General features: G+C 38.6%; 17 protein-coding genes. 8 read left to right on the plus strand and 9 right to left on the minus strand.

What is annotated here, in order from left to right:
* Positions 1-187: 187 nt before the first annotated feature.
* The 5 genes from F933_RS02585 to F933_RS02605 all read right to left on the minus strand — a co-directional run bounded on the left by F933_RS02585 (position 188) and on the right by F933_RS02605 (position 3,207).
* Positions 188-451, minus strand: a complete 264-nt coding sequence (locus F933_RS02585) for a Txe/YoeB family addiction module toxin (RefSeq protein ID WP_005058263.1) — start codon at positions 449-451, stop codon at positions 188-190.
* The gene (locus F933_RS02590) at positions 435-698 is read right to left on the minus strand and encodes a type II toxin-antitoxin system Phd/YefM family antitoxin (protein WP_005058265.1); all 264 of its coding nucleotides are present in this window, start codon (positions 696-698) and stop codon (positions 435-437) included. Before F933_RS02590 ends, F933_RS02585 begins: the two co-directional genes overlap by 17 nt.
* Positions 699-1,045: 347 nt before the next feature.
* The gene (locus F933_RS02595; RefSeq protein ID WP_005058267.1) at positions 1,046-1,312 is read right to left on the minus strand and encodes a helix-turn-helix transcriptional regulator; all 267 of its coding nucleotides are present in this window, start codon (positions 1,310-1,312) and stop codon (positions 1,046-1,048) included.
* A 103-nt stretch (positions 1,313-1,415) separates the two neighbouring features.
* Positions 1,416-2,411, minus strand: a complete 996-nt coding sequence (locus F933_RS02600; RefSeq protein WP_005058270.1) for a hypothetical protein — start codon at positions 2,409-2,411, stop codon at positions 1,416-1,418.
* A 22-nt stretch (positions 2,412-2,433) separates the two neighbouring features.
* Positions 2,434-3,207: a YagK/YfjJ domain-containing protein gene (locus tag F933_RS02605; protein WP_005058272.1), complete on the minus strand. Its 774-nt coding sequence runs from the start codon at positions 3,205-3,207 to the stop codon at positions 2,434-2,436.
* 770 nt (positions 3,208-3,977) lie between these two features.
* Here F933_RS02605 and F933_RS02615 point away from each other — a divergent pair.
* Positions 3,978-5,426, plus strand: a complete 1,449-nt coding sequence (locus F933_RS02615) for a hypothetical protein (protein WP_034710334.1) — start codon at positions 3,978-3,980, stop codon at positions 5,424-5,426.
* Between the two features lie 293 nt (positions 5,427-5,719).
* Complete coding sequence (locus F933_RS02620; RefSeq protein WP_005058277.1) at positions 5,720-6,304, plus strand: hypothetical protein; 585 nt, start codon at positions 5,720-5,722, stop codon at positions 6,302-6,304.
* 61 nt (positions 6,305-6,365) lie between these two features.
* Here F933_RS02620 and F933_RS02625 read toward each other — a convergent pair whose 3' ends face one another.
* The 4 genes from F933_RS02625 to F933_RS02640 are packed head-to-tail and all read right to left on the minus strand — an operon-like array spanning position 6,366 to position 8,511.
* A complete protein-coding gene (locus F933_RS02625; protein ID WP_005058279.1) occupies positions 6,366-6,983 on the minus strand; it encodes a hypothetical protein in 618 nt (205 codons plus the stop codon).
* Positions 6,984-7,001: 18 nt separating this feature from the next.
* On the minus strand, positions 7,002-7,601 hold the full coding sequence (locus F933_RS02630; RefSeq protein WP_005058281.1) for a lipoprotein: 600 nt from the start codon (positions 7,599-7,601) through the stop codon (positions 7,002-7,004).
* Positions 7,602-7,651: 50 nt separating this feature from the next.
* Complete coding sequence (locus F933_RS02635; RefSeq protein WP_005058282.1) at positions 7,652-8,065, minus strand: hypothetical protein; 414 nt, start codon at positions 8,063-8,065, stop codon at positions 7,652-7,654.
* Positions 8,066-8,082: 17 nt separating this feature from the next.
* Entirely contained in the window at positions 8,083-8,511 is a 429-nt protein-coding gene (locus tag F933_RS02640) for a hypothetical protein (protein WP_005058284.1), read from the minus strand.
* A 694-nt stretch (positions 8,512-9,205) separates the two neighbouring features.
* Here F933_RS02640 and F933_RS02645 point away from each other — a divergent pair.
* From F933_RS02645 to F933_RS02670, 6 genes are all read left to right on the plus strand, one after another.
* Positions 9,206-9,439: a hypothetical protein gene (locus tag F933_RS02645; protein ID WP_005058286.1), complete on the plus strand. Its 234-nt coding sequence runs from the start codon at positions 9,206-9,208 to the stop codon at positions 9,437-9,439.
* 37 nt (positions 9,440-9,476) lie between these two features.
* Positions 9,477-10,523: a DUF932 domain-containing protein gene (locus tag F933_RS02650; RefSeq protein WP_005058288.1), complete on the plus strand. Its 1,047-nt coding sequence runs from the start codon at positions 9,477-9,479 to the stop codon at positions 10,521-10,523.
* A gap of 160 nt (positions 10,524-10,683) precedes the next feature.
* Positions 10,684-11,805, plus strand: coding sequence for a YqaJ viral recombinase family nuclease (locus F933_RS02655; RefSeq protein WP_005058290.1), 1,122 nt, complete (start codon positions 10,684-10,686; stop codon positions 11,803-11,805).
* Positions 11,806-12,056: 251 nt separating this feature from the next.
* Positions 12,057-12,959, plus strand: coding sequence for a recombination directionality factor (locus tag F933_RS02660; RefSeq protein WP_005058292.1), 903 nt, complete (start codon positions 12,057-12,059; stop codon positions 12,957-12,959).
* A gap of 146 nt (positions 12,960-13,105) precedes the next feature.
* The gene (locus F933_RS02665; RefSeq protein WP_034710335.1) at positions 13,106-13,312 is read left to right on the plus strand and encodes a hypothetical protein; all 207 of its coding nucleotides are present in this window, start codon (positions 13,106-13,108) and stop codon (positions 13,310-13,312) included.
* A gap of 11 nt (positions 13,313-13,323) precedes the next feature.
* Positions 13,324-18,132, plus strand: coding sequence for an RHS repeat domain-containing protein (locus tag F933_RS02670; RefSeq protein WP_005058294.1), 4,809 nt, complete (start codon positions 13,324-13,326; stop codon positions 18,130-18,132).
* Positions 18,133-18,140: the final 8 nt, after the last annotated feature.

An 18,140-nucleotide genomic window follows, 5' to 3' on the forward strand; every position in this document is an offset into this window, starting at 1 on the left:
TTTATTCAACGTTGAATAAATCAGCCTGTCAATGACAGGCTGTTTTATTTTATGCTGCTTTAGGACTTTTCGCTTCAAACCAAGCTTTGATTTGGCTTTAAGTTTAAGTACAGCTATTGATGTAACGTGGGTTATGTAGCAAATGATTTATGTAAAGAAGCCCCAACACGAAGTTAGGGCTTCTCTTTTATTCGTAGTGATAACGACAAGAAATTATCGTTATTGCTACGTCAGTTACTTCATAGACTAATCTATTTTTTTCATCTATTCGTCTGCTCCAAAAACCCGATAAATCACCGAGTAATGGTTCAGGCTTGCCAATACCTTCAAAGGGTGTACGGAGACACTCTTTGATTAAGATGTTGATGCGCTTAAGAGTCTTTTTGTCTTGGCTTTGCCAGTACACATAATCCTCCCAAGCTGTTGGAGTAAAACTAGTCTTCCGTTTCATCTAAAAGTTCTCTTTCGATTGCTTTAGATGCTCGTAATTCTGCAATTGATTTCGCTAGGTGTGCTGCATTATTTGGAGAAGACATGAGGTACAATGTTTCCATTATACTGTTGTAATAGTCTTGTCCCATTACAACCGCATGTTGACCTTCTTTCCTCGTAATTACTGCAACATCTGAATCATCAATAACACGGTCTAAAACCGTTTTCAGATTATTGCGAGCATCGGTATAAGTGAAAATTTGCATAGTCTTAATTTTCCTATTACTCAAGCATTACAAGTCATTAATTACGATCTGTAGGATATTCGCCACTATATTTTGACATTTCATTTAGCACTATTTTGGTCACTTCTTTAGATACATTGATCATTACATTTGGACACTATGGCTGGCTGTATTTTCGTCATTCACTTTTGGGCATTAAATTTAGATACTTAGATAGACACTAGTTAGCTTATTACTCTTACAATTGCGACTAAGCATAGTAACTATAAGTCTCTTTAATTTAAGTGTCAATATTCTGTACAGACAATATTTTGTACATAATGTAAAAGTGTAAGAAAAACAGCCTGTCATCGACAGGCTGTTTGTATTTATGCCGCTTGCTGTACTTTCTGTTCAAGCCAAGCATTAATTTGGCTTTCAGTCCACGTTGGCATACTTGCAGTCAGGTAAGTGGGTGCAGGGAAGTCACCACGACGTACCATCTTCCAAAAAGTGGATTCTGCGATATTCAGCAAGCCTTTGCTGGCAGGCTTGTATGAAACTTTGCGTCTACGACCGCTACGGTCCACATAGTCCTTTGCTGGGCGTTCAGGATAGTTCACCAACTCTTTCACCCGATATCTAATTTCAACCATTATTCATTGCTCCCACAGCATGTACCTATCCTCAAAGGTAAGTACACACCGATTAACCTTATAAAATCCTCACTTTGATTCGCGGCACAATAAAAAAATTGTGCTAATACGGTTGCCATTTCCAATCGAATCCATTGGATTCATAGCGATAAAACTCTAAAGGAATTTGGTAACGTTCAATGAGCTGCTTCCATTCATTACCCACAATGCCATTTCCATCGTAGCAATGGCTCGACCGAATACGCATCTGGTTCTTTTGCAGATGAAACTTTTTACTGAGGCAGGTGAGTTCCCATATCTCATTAATTTCCACATGATAGTCCGCTGCTTCACCCACCACGTAAAACATGATTTGCAGAATGCCCATACCATCAAAACCTTTCACAGTCCGCCAAAACAGGTAACAGGATTTCTGTTTAAAACTCCAACCACCTTTAAGATCACGTAGAAATTGTCTAGCGACTTCAACAAACTTTTTCTCCTGCTCATCCAGTGTAAGCGGTTTTAAAGGCTTCGCTCCATAATCAAACAAACATGGGATTTCCAAAAAGATGCCGTTCGACTGACCATGTAAAGACAGAATCTTATTAAAGTACTTTTTCTGCTCAGTTATCTGCTGATTGACTACTTTTTTCTCATTCTTAGCTTTTAGACCAGCTTGGGAAAGTAGTAATGCACCTTGGAATTCATTGTACTTATAAGCTAAGTACTCAGGCACTGAACTGAAGTTCACATTAATTTGATTTGCCAATTCTGCCTGTTGAAAAAATACCGTCAGATGAGGATTAAAAACCATGTTCGAAGCATGAGAGATAATCGTAGGACAATAGCTTTGTTGGCTAACTAACCACATGAACCTATTGTTCGGTGCAGGAAAGCCAAAATTGTCTTTGATGAAAGGCTTTAATTTATCACGTTCAATGTCTTTCATAGACTGAGTGATATGCAGAAAATACTGACCAACTTCAGGATTCCCCCATGAGAAATCATTGGGGGGATTAGGGAACAGTATTGGTTGCAACTTACCACTGGACATGTAAGAGGATAGATTGCCCATTGGATGAGCGAATGGAATTGTAGCGATAGTTGGATAATTCATAGTATATAGCTCAAATAAGTGGTTATTTTTTTTGGCTAGGGCGTCCCATGTGTAATTTCACAGAGAACGGTCGGCCTGTATCAAATGTCTTAGTGTTCAAACAATTACGGTGAATATTGAACTGGTCTTTTTTAGAGAAATAACGAATCACTTTAAGCAATGCGTTATATTTGATGGGGTCATTACGCTCTAGACGACCCACCGCAGATGTGGGGAAACGTTTCTGATATTTCGGGTCATTACAATTGAAGTAACTATTGTTTGCACCGACCACTTGATTCCATATTTCACCCATCATTTGCCCTAACAAAGTGTCACGGGCGTGCTCTCTGCCATCCAGAAAAAAGATGAAGTGATAATGAAACTGGGTGTGAATACCGTATTCAAGCTTCCAGATATAGCCCAATAGCTTGATCTTCTTTCTGCGTCTCAGCTTCTGTAGAAATACGCCATGAAAATGCTTGAATTCAGCTACAGTTATAGGTCGCTTTGGTTGATGTAGATCAAGACGGATTACAAGCAGTCGAGAATGCTGTTTGAGCAGGGTATCGAGATATTGTTTGCCTGTATTGTAATTACGTTGAGCACGTCTGTTTCTTTCACGCTGAGCTTCTTTAAACTCACGACTGGTACATTCCCTATGAATTTCCGCCTGAAACCGATTTATTGCTTCAGCAACACTTATATATTCATGATTACCATCTGACTTAATCACCTGAATGATATCTTGAGGTGTATTAAATCTCGTAATCAATTCTGGACATAGATGTTCTATTTCCTGTAGAGCACTAAGCACACAGCGTAGATGTTCGCAGTCATAATCATCAAGTACAGTCTTTATTTCATTTTTATGTTCGATAAGTTGCTGTAGTCGATATAACTGATCATCACTATTACTGATCTAGCGATTTGGTAATGTGGTGAGAATACTTTTAGCAGTATAAATACAAGAGGCATCATGACTAATCGTATATTCAACCGCATGAATACAGTGAAATACCTGCTGTATGGATTTACAGACTGGTTTGATGATATGTGTTGAACTAACAGCATCATATTGAATAAGTTCATCACTTAAACTGGCTGTATGATAATCATCAGGAGCATCTGATATATCAGAAAAGATATTATAGCTTCTACGTCAACAGTATCTAGTCCATCAGAGAGTGATGATTCTGAGTCTTCATCAGAACATTTACTCATGTATTGTTCTGGAATGTTTATCTCGTTAATTGTGTCATTGGATGATCTAACTGCCATATATAAACCTATGACTATTTATCATTCTATGAATGATTTATATTGATAATAAATATATGATTAATATAATCATATAAGTTCCACATACGTGATTTTTAGGCAGACAATCACACGACAGGCAAACGTAAAAGTGCAAACCTGCTAAAACCAGTGGATTGTTTAACTAAAAAAGATGAAAAGATGTTCCCGCAAAGCAGTGAAGCGAAATGCAGGCTTACATCTCAACATGCATATTTTTAAATGGGTCACCACGAATAGGAATCATCATGTTTTCTGGTCCTCATTTGTGAACGTGTTGAAAACAGTATGATGATGAAGTTGCAAAAAGTTAAGGAATCGTATTATTGTTTTTATTTGATTGATTTATATAAGGAAAAAATAGTGGCTAAAAGCAACAAAGCGAATGACAACCAAATTTATTATATTGCACACCCCACTGTAAAAAATTTAGTCAAACAGGCAGTCGAGGTTCGACGGTTTAGACTTCTTTTTCCAACATTGTTTAATTTTCTTGAAGGTTATAAACCGCAACTTACTCGATTGTTATTCGATCCAATTTATAACCATTACACGCAGTATCGGAATGATGTAGTAAATAATGAGACCTTAGTCAATGATGTTAACATTATAGTTAGTGATCGGCACATTCTTCAGGTAGCATTAGATTTTATACAGAACAATACAATTCCTTTATATGATAGATTCTTATTGGATAATGGAGTTGTTGAAGAATTAGATTTTGACATAATTTTTTTTGCTGCTTATCATAACTTTGAAAATAACCTTACCAAGCTTAATTTAGAACAAGACTGGAATAATGCAAAAGAATATATGAAAAAAAACAACTTATTTTTGTCAACACTACTGCCAAACTGGACAATGGAACAATTGTTAAATGATTACCTACCAATACATATTTCATATTCATTATTTAATGATAAACCACCAACAAATAAGCAAATGCTGAAAGTTTTAAATCCAATATTTAGGTATATTAAACCAAGAATAAAAACAAAAAACTCTATGATTGGTTTTAAAATTGAAGATCATCAACAAAAACATGTCGAACATTTAGGACTCAAGCTTGCTTTGGATGAGGATGCTTCAAATATAGCAGAAATATTTTTAGACTTCTTAATCAAGTATCGTTCAGAACAAATTGATTACATAAATATTAAAAATTATGATAATAAGGAAAAAATTATTGAGGAAAATATGAAAGTTGGTGTAATTGTTAATGATCTATCTAATTTTCTAGATCAGTTCGTAAGGAAAAAATTGGGTGATGAATTAAGTGAGCGCTTAAATAATTATGATAGCCTTTTAATCGCTATTATTGATCTGGTTTATTTCGATCAGGTACTTGATACAAAATTTAGTGAGCAGGATCTCACTATAATTAATAATTATAATCGAATTGATATGTATGGACAGTGGGTGGAAAGCAATGCAGATTTAAAGGACCAATACTTGGAAATAAAAACAGAGGATAAAAAATATACATATCAGATTTTTCTGAGAAATCTTAAAGAAATACTGAATGTTAATGATTATTTAACCTTAATTATTGATCCAATTAATCATAAACAGAGAAATATAAAAAATATTAATTGTGTATTAAATGCTAAGCATTATGGATTTGATAAGTTAAAAAACAAATCATTTCATAATTTCAGTACAAATAGTCTTGAGCAAGGACTCGAAGAGAGGCTGATAAAGTTGATCCCAAAAACGGCAGAGCTCTTTGTTTTCTAGGGATAGGGGGTATCTTTACACCTCTAATTTCTGGGGTATTGACCAATTTTTTGCTTTTTTTTGGCTCAAAAGTCATTTCTAAGTGAAAAGACGAGTGTTCTCTCGACAAGTAGTGTACTTATTTTTTGGTCTTTAATGTATATAATAAGATTTATGATAGTATCACTTTGATTTACTACATATATTGTTGTTGTGAGGTAATTTAATTTTCTATTCTGGAAATTTTTACCTATATTTAATAGTACCACCAAAAAATAAAATACAAGTTCAATTATAAAACTAAGGATATACAAATGAAAAAAACATTCATATTAGTGCCATGTTTAATGGGGTTGTGGACAGTATCAGTGTTGGCACAAGATTGTATTTCGTTAAGAGAAATGCAAGAAACACGCATAGCAAACATAAAAGATGAGTATGAGCCTGATAATAGACCTTGGGTCAAGGAATACATTTGGGATAAGTTGAAATTCTCAGGTGTATATAGTTATGGATCAGAAAGAAGCTTTGAGGATGAGCAGGGGAAAACATGGAAAGATAACTCGAAGCATAGGAGTGAAGTTAAAGTAAGTTATGAAGTACCATTAAATATACTTTACCAAAAGAAAAAAGAAGCACTGAATAATGAGAAGTTGAAAAATAATGCTTTGGAAAAGACAAAGTTTGATTCTGACAATGCGATCTTGGACTGGCGTATTGCCAATAATTTACTCGAACGTAATAAGCTTGAATTAGAGTCTGGTGTAAGTAATATGTCACTAACTAAAAAGAAAATTACTGAGTTGGAGATTGAGGAAATGCAATACAAGGTTGATAAATTGGCTAATCAGATAAAGAATTTAAATGGTATTGCTAATACATCTAATATTTGTATCTGAAAAAAATGCTGTTAAGTTGAGAATAATAGGTCAGCAATAGCTAACCTATTTCTCTTAATGTTCATTGTCCATTCATATTAAAAGTATATTCACCCTTAGCGGTGCTTAAAGTGACTTCACGAACTTGACTGGCATCACAGCGAATAATGATTTCAGCAACAGTGCCGTACTGCATATTCTTGTAATTTTCACCACCCCCTACAGGACAATTGCCTCGATTGACTTTCACCGACGTGATTGACGTACTCGTATCATTGAGAGAGATCACTTCAAGTCGATTAATAATGGTTGCCGCATAATGTGCCGTAGCATCAGGCAACGGCTTTGCGGTGAGTCGAATTTCAAATTGTTCATTGGTTGAGTCAGTTGGTTGGGCTGCTTGTTCAACCTCTTGAAGTTCACTAATAAAAGCACGAATCTCATCTAGATCACCAGCACCTGTTTTGAGCATTTCATAATAGGCATTCGCTAATTTCTGTTGTACAGGCGGTAGATTTGGATTGTCTTTATATTCGGTAAGTTCATCCATTAATTGTTGACGATCGGCATCAATCTGAGCCGTTTCACTTGCAGCTAAATTGCTATCAGCTGAAGTTTGGTTGGATTGAGATGCATTGTTCTTGTTACAGCCGAATAATACGATTGAGCTGCACATTAAAATCAGTAAACGTGTTTTCATGATTGATTCCTGTATCAGCTATTCTTCAACAATTGGCGTGTACGTCAATTTGCCACGTGTGGTATAAAGATCAACCTGCTGAATTTGTTCTGATGTACAGTGGTTGAGTACTAGATCGAAGACTGCACCGTAGTACATCAATTTAGGAAACTTCACCGTATTTGGTTCAATTCGCTGAATGGTGCATTCGCCATGATTCATTTCAACTTTGTCGATCACCTCTTCAACTTCAGAAACGACTCTTAAGCGAGTGGTATTGTTGGCTGTACTGGCGATGACTTTAAAAATTGGATATGAATCTACAGGTCGGAACTTCACCTCAACGGATTCGCCAGGTCGAAGTCTCTTTTTTAGCTGTGGCGGTGGTATGGCAATATTGTCCGCGCCTGTATAAATACTGTCTGGGTCATATTGATCATGAGCAATCGCAGCCGCTTCTGCCTTTTGTTGTTTAGCTGAATCCAAAGGCCAGTCGGGTTGATTGCTACTTTCTTGTGTTTTCAGTTCTGATAAATCAGTGTTGGCGATATCGCTTGCAGCGGCAGATTCTTCAACAGGCTTTTTATTACATGCAGTGAGGCTAGCGACAATTACAGCCGCGAGAATGAGTCTCTTCATGGCGTGGAGTCCTTTTAAATCAATAATGGCGGTATCAAGTCGGAGGCTGATTACTGTGCTGATTGGATACGCTGAACGTACTTCAGTACAGTTAAGCCTTTGATGTACAGCCACCTGTCATTAAAATTCTCCGCATTGTAGTCAAAGATCTGATACGCCAAATCATCGATTTCTTGTAATTTAGGATCATGCAAATCTTTGCCTTCGATGATCAAGGCATTTAAATCACCACTGTAAATGAAATAGCGTAATGGATCGTCTTTCGGAATCACTTGCCACTGCTTACTGATTGCGACAAAGGCATTACAGTTTGGATTGTTGTCACAACGACGAACCGCTGGTGCAGAGGCAGGATCGTTGATCAGTGCCATGACTTGACTCATATCTGCATGACTTACACTTGTGAATAACATGCAACTTGCGACCGCAGTACCTTGCAGCAAAGTTTTAATTGAATAATTCATGAATAGCTTCCTTTTTATTATTTGCTGTTTGGACCACGATCGATGTAGTGAAGTACCGCGAGTCCTTTGACATACACCAGTCGATCAGCATCATTACGGGCTTTTTCATTAAAGACTTTTTCACCCGCCTCTAGAATCTGATAAGCACGATCTTGTTGCGGTGGAGCAAAGCCACGGCTTAAACCTTCACCATCATTGTCTTCAATAAAGCTTATGAGTTGATAACCACTTAATTGGTAATGTTTCGGAATGACTTGCCATTGTTTAGACAGTGCATAAAAGGCGTTGCAATACACATCACCTTTACAACGAGTCACTTTGGGTGCGCTGGCTGGATTGTTATAAAACTGATTCATGCTTTTCACATCAGCATAACTCAGGCTAGTCAATGATAGGCAGGCGGCAACAGCACTGCATTTTATAAATGCGTGGATTCGATTGTTCATTCAAATGTATTCCTGATTCTTGTTGTTTATGGTTTTTTAGAATGCGTACAGACTGAATTGCAGATAATTAGGCGTAGTCAGTTATCAACGATGCATATACATCATTGAAGATTGGCAGTAGAGACATGCCCAAATAACAACAAAGCGGCTGTATGACGAAATGAATTTACCGAGTCAAAAGATCGAGTCGATCAAAGGACACGCCAGAATAAAAAGGCAAGGGTGGGGAATACTGAGAAATAAAGAAAACAGTCATGATTGACTCCTGTATGTATATGGAGTTCTACCGCATCACTGCTAAATAATGGTGGCAGAACGAAAAGGGGTTAGCAGACTGGACATACAGAACCAGCACGCGCGAACGCGTCCCCCTCCCGTTCTACCGCAAAGGGGGACGAGAAGGTTTTTACGCATACGAAGAATACTCAGAAGAATAAACCCTGATGCGCTGTATGAATCGGTCTGTCAAAACCGACTGACCATGAGGGTCAGCAAGCTCATCATAATCATAACGATTTCATAGGTCAATTCGATTTGTCCTGCTGATTTGTACAACTCAGTAAAAAATGAACAGCTATACGATTCCAAATTATTTCAAATACATATTACGGAAATGAAGCAACGCCAAGCACTGAACTGATGATCTCAGTCAAGGCGTTTTAAACTCTTATTTCTTAAACATTGGAGAAGTTCCATGTCGTATTTGGACGCAGAAGAAGAACCGTATAGCCCTCGTTTTAGAGAACCACAACCACCGCAACTTAGCCTTGCTAGCGCACCGACGACTTTGGCGGTGCTGGGTATGAACCTTGCCAAGTCCATCGGCTTTTCACCGATGCTTGGTGGCGTGGCAGGCGCTGCATTAGGTGGCGTGATTTTAGTACTGGCAGATCAAACACGATCAAGCATTAGCACGCATAAATACTGAGCAAACATCATTCAAATCAGAATAAAGGACACATCTTATGGCACATTTAGTTGAAACAATGGCATTCGTTGGACAAACCCCTTGGCATGGTTTAGGCAATCAACTGACACCAAATCAACCTTTAGAGGTTTGGGCACTGCAAGCTGGTATGGATTGGCGGATTGAATCTTCCGATGTCAGTTATATGGCGCAAAACCAACGTGGTCAAAACATGATTATGCCCTTTGAAGAACAGCGGGTACTTTATCGTTCTGATACTCATGCACCGTTATCAGTTGTGAGCCAACGCTTTCAGGAGGTACAACCGATGGAAATTCTACACTTCTATCGTGATCTGACTGAACAATCAGGCTTTGAACTGGAAACAGCAGGGGTGCTCAAAGGTGGCAAGAAGTTCTGGGCATTGGCTAAAACTGGACAGACCTCAGCTTTAAAAGGTAAAGATGTCAGTAATGGCTATATTCTTTTAGCAACTGCTTGTGATGGCACACTCGCTACTACCGCACAATTCACTTCAATACGAGTGGTGTGTAACAACACTTTAGCGATTGCATTGAAATCACACAACAACTCATCGAACAATGCGGGCGTGGTTAAAGTTCCACACAGTACGCGTTTCGATGCTGAGAAAGTCAAACAGCAATTGGGAATTTCAGTTCGTGCATGGGATGAACACATGTATGAAATGAAACAACTGAGTCAGCGTAAAGTCACACAGCAAGAAGCGGCTGCTTACTTTGATGCTGTATTCAACAATACCAATCTGAGTATGGTTGAGCAGGATGAAAGCATTATCCAGTTCTACCGCAATGCAGCCATGCCAAATCAAACAAATTCATCCAAAACTGAACCCAATGGACGAGCAATGTCGAAAGTCATGACCATGTTTAACGGACATGGACGTGGGGCAGAACTGAGTTCAGCCAAGGATACGGCGTATGGATTACTGTGTTCGATTACCGAGTTCTGTGACCATGAGCGTCGAGCGATGAGTACCGATCATCGTCTTGATTCAGCTTGGTTTGGTGCAGGGGCTGCTATTAAACAACGCGGTTTAGAACAGGCATTAAGAATGGTGACTTAATAAACCTTGTCATTATTCAGTTTTATTTAAGAAAACTATCTTATTTTAATCATCAGGTAAAACTTAAACCGCAGAACCCTTTCGCCACGTCACCCCCGACGTGGCTTTTTTTATGCCCAAAATTTAGCTTTAAGATTTTCGCTATACAGGAACATTTACAATGAATAGTCATACGCAAATTCAAAACACGCTTAATCATCCACCCTTACAACCTTATCCCATCAAGATCGAGACAGAACATAAAGCTGAAGTCGGAACACGAACTAAGAAAACACCAAAGAAAACCACTCAATTACCTTCAGCAAAACGACTGGCCAACACTAAACAGTTGAATTACCAACAATGGCTAGAAGTTAGAAAGCAAGGCATCGGCAGCAGTGATGCTGCAACCGCATGTGGACTCAATCCCTATATGTCGATGTTAGAGCTGTGGATGATCAAAACAGGTCGAATACAACAAAACATTGAAGATGAAAGTGCAGGACATGCACCGCTTTATTGGGGTAAGCAGCTTGAACCACTCGTGGCGCAATACTACAGCATGCACACCAACCATAAAGTCCGTCGAGTTAATGCCGTACTTCAGCATCCTGATGAAGATAAAAACTTTATGTTGGCAAACTTGGATTATGCCGTAGTGGGCAATGAGGAAGTTCAAATCTTGGAATGCAAAACCGTAGGGGAATACGGTGCAAAGTTATGGCGAGATGGCGTGCCTTTATATGTGCTGTGTCAGGTACAGCATCAATTGGCAGTCACAGGCAAACAAGCAGCACATATCTGTGCCTTGATCTGTGGGCATGAAACCCGAATCTTTAAAGTGACGCGCAGTGAAACGGTGATCAAATATATCGTAGATGCTGAACGTTACTTCTGGGAATGTGTAGAGAAGGATGTACCACCTGATGTGGATGCATCTGAGTCAGCAGCCAAAGCTTTACAACTGTTATATCCAGTTCATGTACCGCTGAGCAATACGGATTTATCTGAAGACCAAAAAGCCAATCAAGACTTTGAGCAATTGCTCAAACAACGTCATTTGATTGAGCAGCATCAGGCAAGCTTTGATCAACTGAAACATCAAATCCAAGCCAAGATGCAAGATGCTGAACGGGCAACTTTTAAAACAGGATCAGTCACTTGGAAAAGATCAAAAGACTCGGTCAGCTTAGACAGTAAAGCGCTATTGCAACAGCATCCTGAGTTTTTACAACAGTTCCCACAAAACAAGCAGGGCACACGGCGTTTTCAGATTTATGCAGATGATGATCAGTCCAAATAAATTAGCCTAAGCAGACTCACTAAACTGCCCAAACATTCTTCACCCATTCAACTTTATTTACCTAATCCATTTAATCCCAAATCCATCAAAAAAGCGCAAAACAGCCCCCGCTCCCTATAAGCACGTTGAGGAAACGTACCTATAGAGAGCAAATGGACTGCCTTGCGAGATTTATATGCATTTCAAAAAATGACTGCTTCTTACTCATATCAAAGGGGCATCAGTCAAAAATTACCACAGAGGAATTTAACATGATTAAAGGTTTAGCAATCACACCACCTGTACTTGGTCGTATCAGCATCGGCAAGATCGTAGAGAAGAACGGCAAACGACTGCCTGAAAAGGATGATCAGTTTACTATCACTAGCCAAATCCAGAACAAGGAGGGGTGGGTCAAACATCCATTGGATGAACAACTACGAGCTAAAGCACCGAATCAGAACCAAAAGCTGAGAAGCATTCCAGTACGTATGATCTTCAACGATCCGGAACTGAACCTACGGGCAGAATACAGCTTATTTGATCGACAAACAGGGCGCTTAATCTGTTCAGGCAACGGCGAAAGCTGTCAGCGCCTTGGTCAGAATGGTATTGAACAACACCCATGCCCATCCCCTGACCTATGTCCATTGGCACAGGGAGGACTGTGTAAGCCTTACGGCAGACTCTACGTCAATCTAGATGAATCGGATGAATTCGGTACATTTATCTTTAGGACTACTGGTTTTAATAGTATTCGGACATTGGCAGCAAGACTTCGTTACTATCATGCTGCATCGGGTGACCTACTTTCATGCTTGCCATTACAACTGACTTTACGAGGTAAAAGCACCACACAAAGCTATCGTACCCCGATCTATTACGTAGACTTGACCTTACGTGATGGAGTGAACTTTAGTGAAGCCATTACTTCAGCTAAACAGATGGATGAACAAAGCAAGGCAGCAGGATTTTATCAGGAGGCGTTGGACCATGTGGCACGACAGGGCTACGGTAATGCCAGTTTAGAGGTAGCTGGTGAAGAGGGGTTGGATATTTTTCAGGAGTTTTATTTAGATGAAACCAAACCTGAACAGCATCAACAAATCCATAATTTAAGTCATGTTCAGGATATTCATAAAGGGTTGCAGCAGAGTGTACAGGCTTTGAATTAAATGAATGGGATCGGGAGATCCCTTTTATTTTTTTAATTTTTGGAAAAAATGACATAGGTAAAAGCTCAATAATGACAATGTTTCTAATTATTGTTTAAATATAATATTTTGTAAGTTTAGGCTGATTTTAAGTTAAGGTGCAATCTGTGAAGAAATCTAAAACATCTATATTCATCTGTATCATTTTATTGGGAGGTATAGTTCTAAGTACGGGCTGCGAAACAGAACAAAAAAAAGATAAAAGCTCTAGTCCAATGGTTTCATACAATGAAGATTTTGTAAAAAAACAAGCGCAGTTAATAAATGAAGGGAAAAATTCAAAAGATCAATTAATCAACTCTTCTTCAAATTAGTGGGTGAAATGATGATAAAAATTAGAGGAATTGTTGTTTTACTCACCACACTTTTATTTATTATTTTAAAATCTGTACATGCCACCTCAGATGTCGTTGCACAGAATTATGCAGCCGCAAGGTCTGCTGGTATTCAATCTTGTACAGTTGGATACAATGTATTAAGTGGTGATGTTAATTATCAGCAGCAACTTATCACTGGGAAGTTACCCTATTCATTCAATTATAAAGCTCCACTCAGACTAAATATTTCTTCAGCTCAAGAATTTGCTCAGCCAGAAAATAGTACTTTGGGTTGGTCAGATAACTACCAATCATCTATTTTGATTCAAAGGATTTCTACTAAAACTACACAATACCAAAGTTCAAGATTTTATTATAAGACAAGTAGTTCAAAGTATTATACTTATGAGACTTCAAATCCAGTAACGACAACTTTTAATGCTAAAGTGATATTTGTTCGGTTGCCAGGTGAACAGACTTCTCAAATATTTAAAGAAGAAAATGGTCAATTTCAGCGACTAGAAAGTGCTGATGCAATGAATGATTTTAATTCAACGGCGATACAACAACTGAATTGGAAGAGTTCATTAGGTGGATATTCATTAAGCTGGTCAGGCAATAATCTAATTATTCAAAAGTACGGCACAAAATTTACAGTTACAAGTAGTTCTCATGTGATCGCACCATCGGCAACTTATAATGATACTATTTATAAATATTTAGATGCAAGTTTGCAGGAGCAAGAAACATCTAGTTTTTGGTCTACCTCAAGTGCTACACGAACAAATACCGCATTGTATTTACAGACATCAGCAACAAGTTCAATTGACTTGCATAGAATTGAAAATATAGAAGTAAAAGGTCAAAGCTTAAAAATGCAATACGATGGTCGTATGAATTTAAACCAAGTTTCAGATCAATATAATAATAAAATCGTATTAGAACGTAATTTTCATGAGTCAAGTTCAGGTAGTACTCAAACCATAGATGAATCTCGTTTAGTAACTAAAGCTACCTATACCGCAACTGGGCAGACGACCTCTCAGGTTGCTGAATTTAAATATCAATCTTACGATGTTTCTACACCGAGTACGGGCATTAAAAGTAAGGTTTATGCATTAACTGAAAGTAATTCAACAGGTGCTGGTAAAACAAGTTTTATCAGTACCTTAACCGAGTTGGGGGCAATCAAAGCCTATGTCGCTCGTAAAGGTCGAACATCGGATGCAAGCTATAACTATCCTGTCCTTACCCAAGTAAAGAATTCTTTGGATCAAATTGTACGTCAGTGGAATATTACTCAGAACTATTTACTTGCGACAGATGGGACCTATTCTATTGCACAAACGACTTTGCGTTCATTTACTCCGAATACAACCAATACGGCATATGATAATACTTCTATCTACAATGATATTGATCGCACAATTACTACGTCAATTGCCTTAGGCAACTCAACTGGTACTAACACACTTAAATCAACATTATCAGGTTCATCGTTATTAAAAGTTGAAGCAAGTGGCTATCCATGTTTGAGTTTTGGTAAAACTCCAATTAAATCCGCTGAGTTTTCAATCCCAAAAAGTCAATTATTACAAATTACAGATGCGAAAGATCATATAGCAAATATAAATTACGATTATCGAGATAGGCTCAGTGGTATTCTTGAAGCGAACGGAACTTCAGTGAGCCGTAATACTAGCTATATTTATGGGAGTGCTGAAACTTCTCAGTTTGATGTACCTGTTCTAATAGCCATTTTTACTCCAGATTCTAGTCAATACACAGTCGTTACTAATACCGTCAACGCACAAGGAAATATTACATCACAAACACAAACATCAAGTCAGTCAGGAAGTACCAGTAAAGTTACAACCTACAGTTATGATGAGACAGCAACCAGTAAGCATTTTGCTCGTTTAATTAGTGTAGATGGGCCACGTACTGGCACAGCAGATAAAATCACTTATAGCTATGACAACTTTGGTAACTTGGCGAGTCAATCACAAACGGTAAATGGTGCAGTCCGTACCACACAATACTTAAACTATAATACTTTTGGCAATCCTGAACGAATTGTCCACCCAACAGGTTTAGTGGATCAATTTGTTTATAATGCGGATGGTACTTTAAAAAGTCAAACTACAGGTGTGGGTGGAGCAACAGGAGCAATCACAGGTCAAACTACAAGTTTTACTTACAACGCTTTAAAACAAAAAATCAGTGAAACTAGTCCTGATGGTGAGATCACACAATTTACCTATGACCTAGCAGGAAGGCTAACGCAAATAACTTTACCGAATGGAAATAAAGTACAAAAGAATTACTACTCTATCGGCGCACTGGCGAGTGAAAAGAATTTAACAAGTGCAGGAGTAGTTGCTTCAGAAAGCTATCAATATCTTGATAGCAAAGGTTTTGTCTCAAAAATCCAACAGGGAAGTGATCCTACACGTCAATTCACTACATTTAGTTATGACAATAATGGAAATTTAACTCAGACCACAAGTGCGGCAGGAATCATTGAAAAATGGAGCTATGATGCACTCAATCGTATGGTCAGCCATACAGATGGTGCAGGGAATGTAGATACAACGGCTTATGATGTGAATGACAACGTCACAGTTGCTAAAGATGCTCTGAATGCTGGAACGAATCCTTTTAGCTATCGAAACGGTAAAACCTTAACTCAGGAAGTGAATAGTGATTATGGCACGAAAACTTATAGCTACAACGAAGCAGACCAACTCACCCAACGTTTACATGGTGCACGTAAATGTAATTTTAATAATTTAGATGAGTTGGGTCGCTATCGAGCATTTGCATGTACTGCGAATAGTGGAACGACTGCAAGTGAATATCAGATCAATGATAATTACACCTATGACCAAAGTCGTTATGGACGATTAGATAAAGTCAGTACAGGCTTGACAGGTTATGATGTTGATACAAGCTATAGCTACGATGCTTATGACCGAGTTACTGCAAAAGCAACCATCAACCAGCTATTTAACCGATATGCTGTCAAAACAGGTCAGTCTCTGAATGTAAATTATGGATACAGCATAGGAGGAAAACCAACAGCATTGACCTTACCATCTGGTCGAACTATTACCTATGTGTACAATGCACAAGGCATGCTCAGCAGTATCAATCTTTATGGCAATCCATTGATACGTAACATCAGCTATGATGGTGCTAATCGTGTCACAGGATGGTTGTGGAGCTCAGCAGGAAATGCAAGTTACAGCCAAAGTTATAACAATGATGGCTCGACGAATAACATTACTAATAAAAACAGTGCAGGTACTACAAACTATTCATTAACCTATGGTTATGACAAAGTTGGACGTATTACTCAACTGACAAGAAACAATGGTACTAAAGACAATTATGGCTACGACAATGTTGATCGTTTGACCAGTGAAAGTCGTACCACAGGCACAACCCAAACCTATAGCATTACTTATACTTACGACAAAAACGGCAACCGTACTAGCCTCACAGCAACAGGTCAGCATATGCAACCTGCTGCGAGTGCAACTTACTCTTACTCAGGCAACAAACTCTCCAGTTTCAGCAAAGGTGGTGTAGGTCAAAGCATCAGCCACACAGACAATGGTGAATTGACTCATGGTGCAACCCCAACCTATGATAATGGGGCGAGACGTAAAGTTGATCGTATAAGCAGCACAGACTACTACTACATGAACTACAATCATAAAAATGAACGTAGCTTCAAAAATAGAGTACTCAACAGTGCGATAACTACCATGACCCAGTACATCTACGATGAACAAAGTCATTTGATAGGGGAATACGACAAACTTGGCGCACAGGTTGAATATGTGTGGTTAGGAGACAAACCGATTGCAGCAATTTATGGTAGTGGTGCAGCGACGAAGATTTATTACATTGTTACGGACCATCTCAACACGCCAAGACGTTTAATCGACAGTGCAACCCATGCAATTGCATGGAGTTGGGACTCAACCGCCTTTGGTTTAGGCAACCCAACAGGTACAGTGACCTTTAACCTACGCTTCCCTGGTCAGTACTTTGATGCAGCAACAGGTCATTTTTATAACCACAACCGTTACTATAACCCTGAACTAGGTCGTTATATGGAGCCTGATCCGATTGGATTAGAGGGTGGGCTGAATCCGTATGCTTATGCGGGTAGTAATCCTGTGATGAATGTTGATCCGAGCGGGTTATTGTTCCAAGAATTATCAGAAAAAGCTTTAAGAACTCCAAATTTGGATATGCCATCAATCCCTCAACCCATATTTGATGCATTAATGGGGGCTGCAAATAGTGCATCTTTTGGTATTGGACAGCCATTTAGTAATTGGGTAAATGGTTACCCAACAGCCAATATGGACTCATCTGCTTATAAGCTCGGAGAGTATGGTTCTGTAGCTGGTGGTGTAGGTGGATTGGTAGTTAACGGTGCCCGAAGTATTATACGAGAGGTAGGGGTTTCAGTGTGGGATATGGCTTCTCCTACAGTAAGCAGAACTGTACTTAGACAAAGGGATCCATCTATTATTACACCTGATAATTTCTTCCAAGGAGCTCGTTATACTGATAAAGTTAAAACGCAGGCTTCATCAGGAGATTACCATTCTTTTCCTCAGGCAATAGATGGATTCGCCTCAATAGGAAAGGTGTCTAGACTTCAAGGTGGTGATAAGTTATATAGATGGAAATTAGAAATACCAGGTGCTTATAGAGGAAAGGACGGGATTTTTGAATACATCCGTAATCATAATGGTACTATTAATCATCGTCTTTTTGAGCCTAATAAGAAATAAGGGAATAA

Source organism: Acinetobacter beijerinckii CIP 110307 (assembly GCF_000369005.1).
GTDB classification, from domain to species: Bacteria; Pseudomonadota; Gammaproteobacteria; order Pseudomonadales; family Moraxellaceae; genus Acinetobacter; species Acinetobacter beijerinckii.

What these genes read in the sequence shown, in the direction of transcription:
- F933_RS02635 (WP_005058282.1), bottom strand. Translation starts at nt 8,065, where the DNA reads ATGAATTATTCAATTAAAACTTTGCTGCAAGGTACTGCGGTCGCAAGT.
- F933_RS02590 (WP_005058265.1), bottom strand. Translation starts at nt 698, where the DNA reads ATGCAAATTTTCACTTATACCGATGCTCGCAATAATCTGAAAACGGTT.
- F933_RS02645 (WP_005058286.1), top strand. Translation starts at nt 9,206, where the DNA reads ATGTCGTATTTGGACGCAGAAGAAGAACCGTATAGCCCTCGTTTTAGA.
- F933_RS02615 (WP_034710334.1), top strand. Translation starts at nt 3,978, where the DNA reads ATGATGATGAAGTTGCAAAAAGTTAAGGAATCGTATTATTGTTTTTAT.
- F933_RS02670 (WP_005058294.1), top strand. Translation starts at nt 13,324, where the DNA reads ATGATAAAAATTAGAGGAATTGTTGTTTTACTCACCACACTTTTATTT.
- F933_RS02640 (WP_005058284.1), bottom strand. Translation starts at nt 8,511, where the DNA reads ATGAACAATCGAATCCACGCATTTATAAAATGCAGTGCTGTTGCCGCC.
- F933_RS02660 (WP_005058292.1), top strand. Translation starts at nt 12,057, where the DNA reads ATGATTAAAGGTTTAGCAATCACACCACCTGTACTTGGTCGTATCAGC.
- F933_RS02655 (WP_005058290.1), top strand. Translation starts at nt 10,684, where the DNA reads ATGAATAGTCATACGCAAATTCAAAACACGCTTAATCATCCACCCTTA.
- F933_RS02650 (WP_005058288.1), top strand. Translation starts at nt 9,477, where the DNA reads ATGGCACATTTAGTTGAAACAATGGCATTCGTTGGACAAACCCCTTGG.
- F933_RS02595 (WP_005058267.1), bottom strand. Translation starts at nt 1,312, where the DNA reads ATGGTTGAAATTAGATATCGGGTGAAAGAGTTGGTGAACTATCCTGAA.
- F933_RS02630 (WP_005058281.1), bottom strand. Translation starts at nt 7,601, where the DNA reads ATGAAGAGACTCATTCTCGCGGCTGTAATTGTCGCTAGCCTCACTGCA.
- F933_RS02625 (WP_005058279.1), bottom strand. Translation starts at nt 6,983, where the DNA reads ATGAAAACACGTTTACTGATTTTAATGTGCAGCTCAATCGTATTATTC.
- F933_RS02600 (WP_005058270.1), bottom strand. Translation starts at nt 2,411, where the DNA reads ATGAATTATCCAACTATCGCTACAATTCCATTCGCTCATCCAATGGGC.
- F933_RS02620 (WP_005058277.1), top strand. Translation starts at nt 5,720, where the DNA reads ATGAAAAAAACATTCATATTAGTGCCATGTTTAATGGGGTTGTGGACA.
- F933_RS02585 (WP_005058263.1), bottom strand. Translation starts at nt 451, where the DNA reads ATGAAACGGAAGACTAGTTTTACTCCAACAGCTTGGGAGGATTATGTG.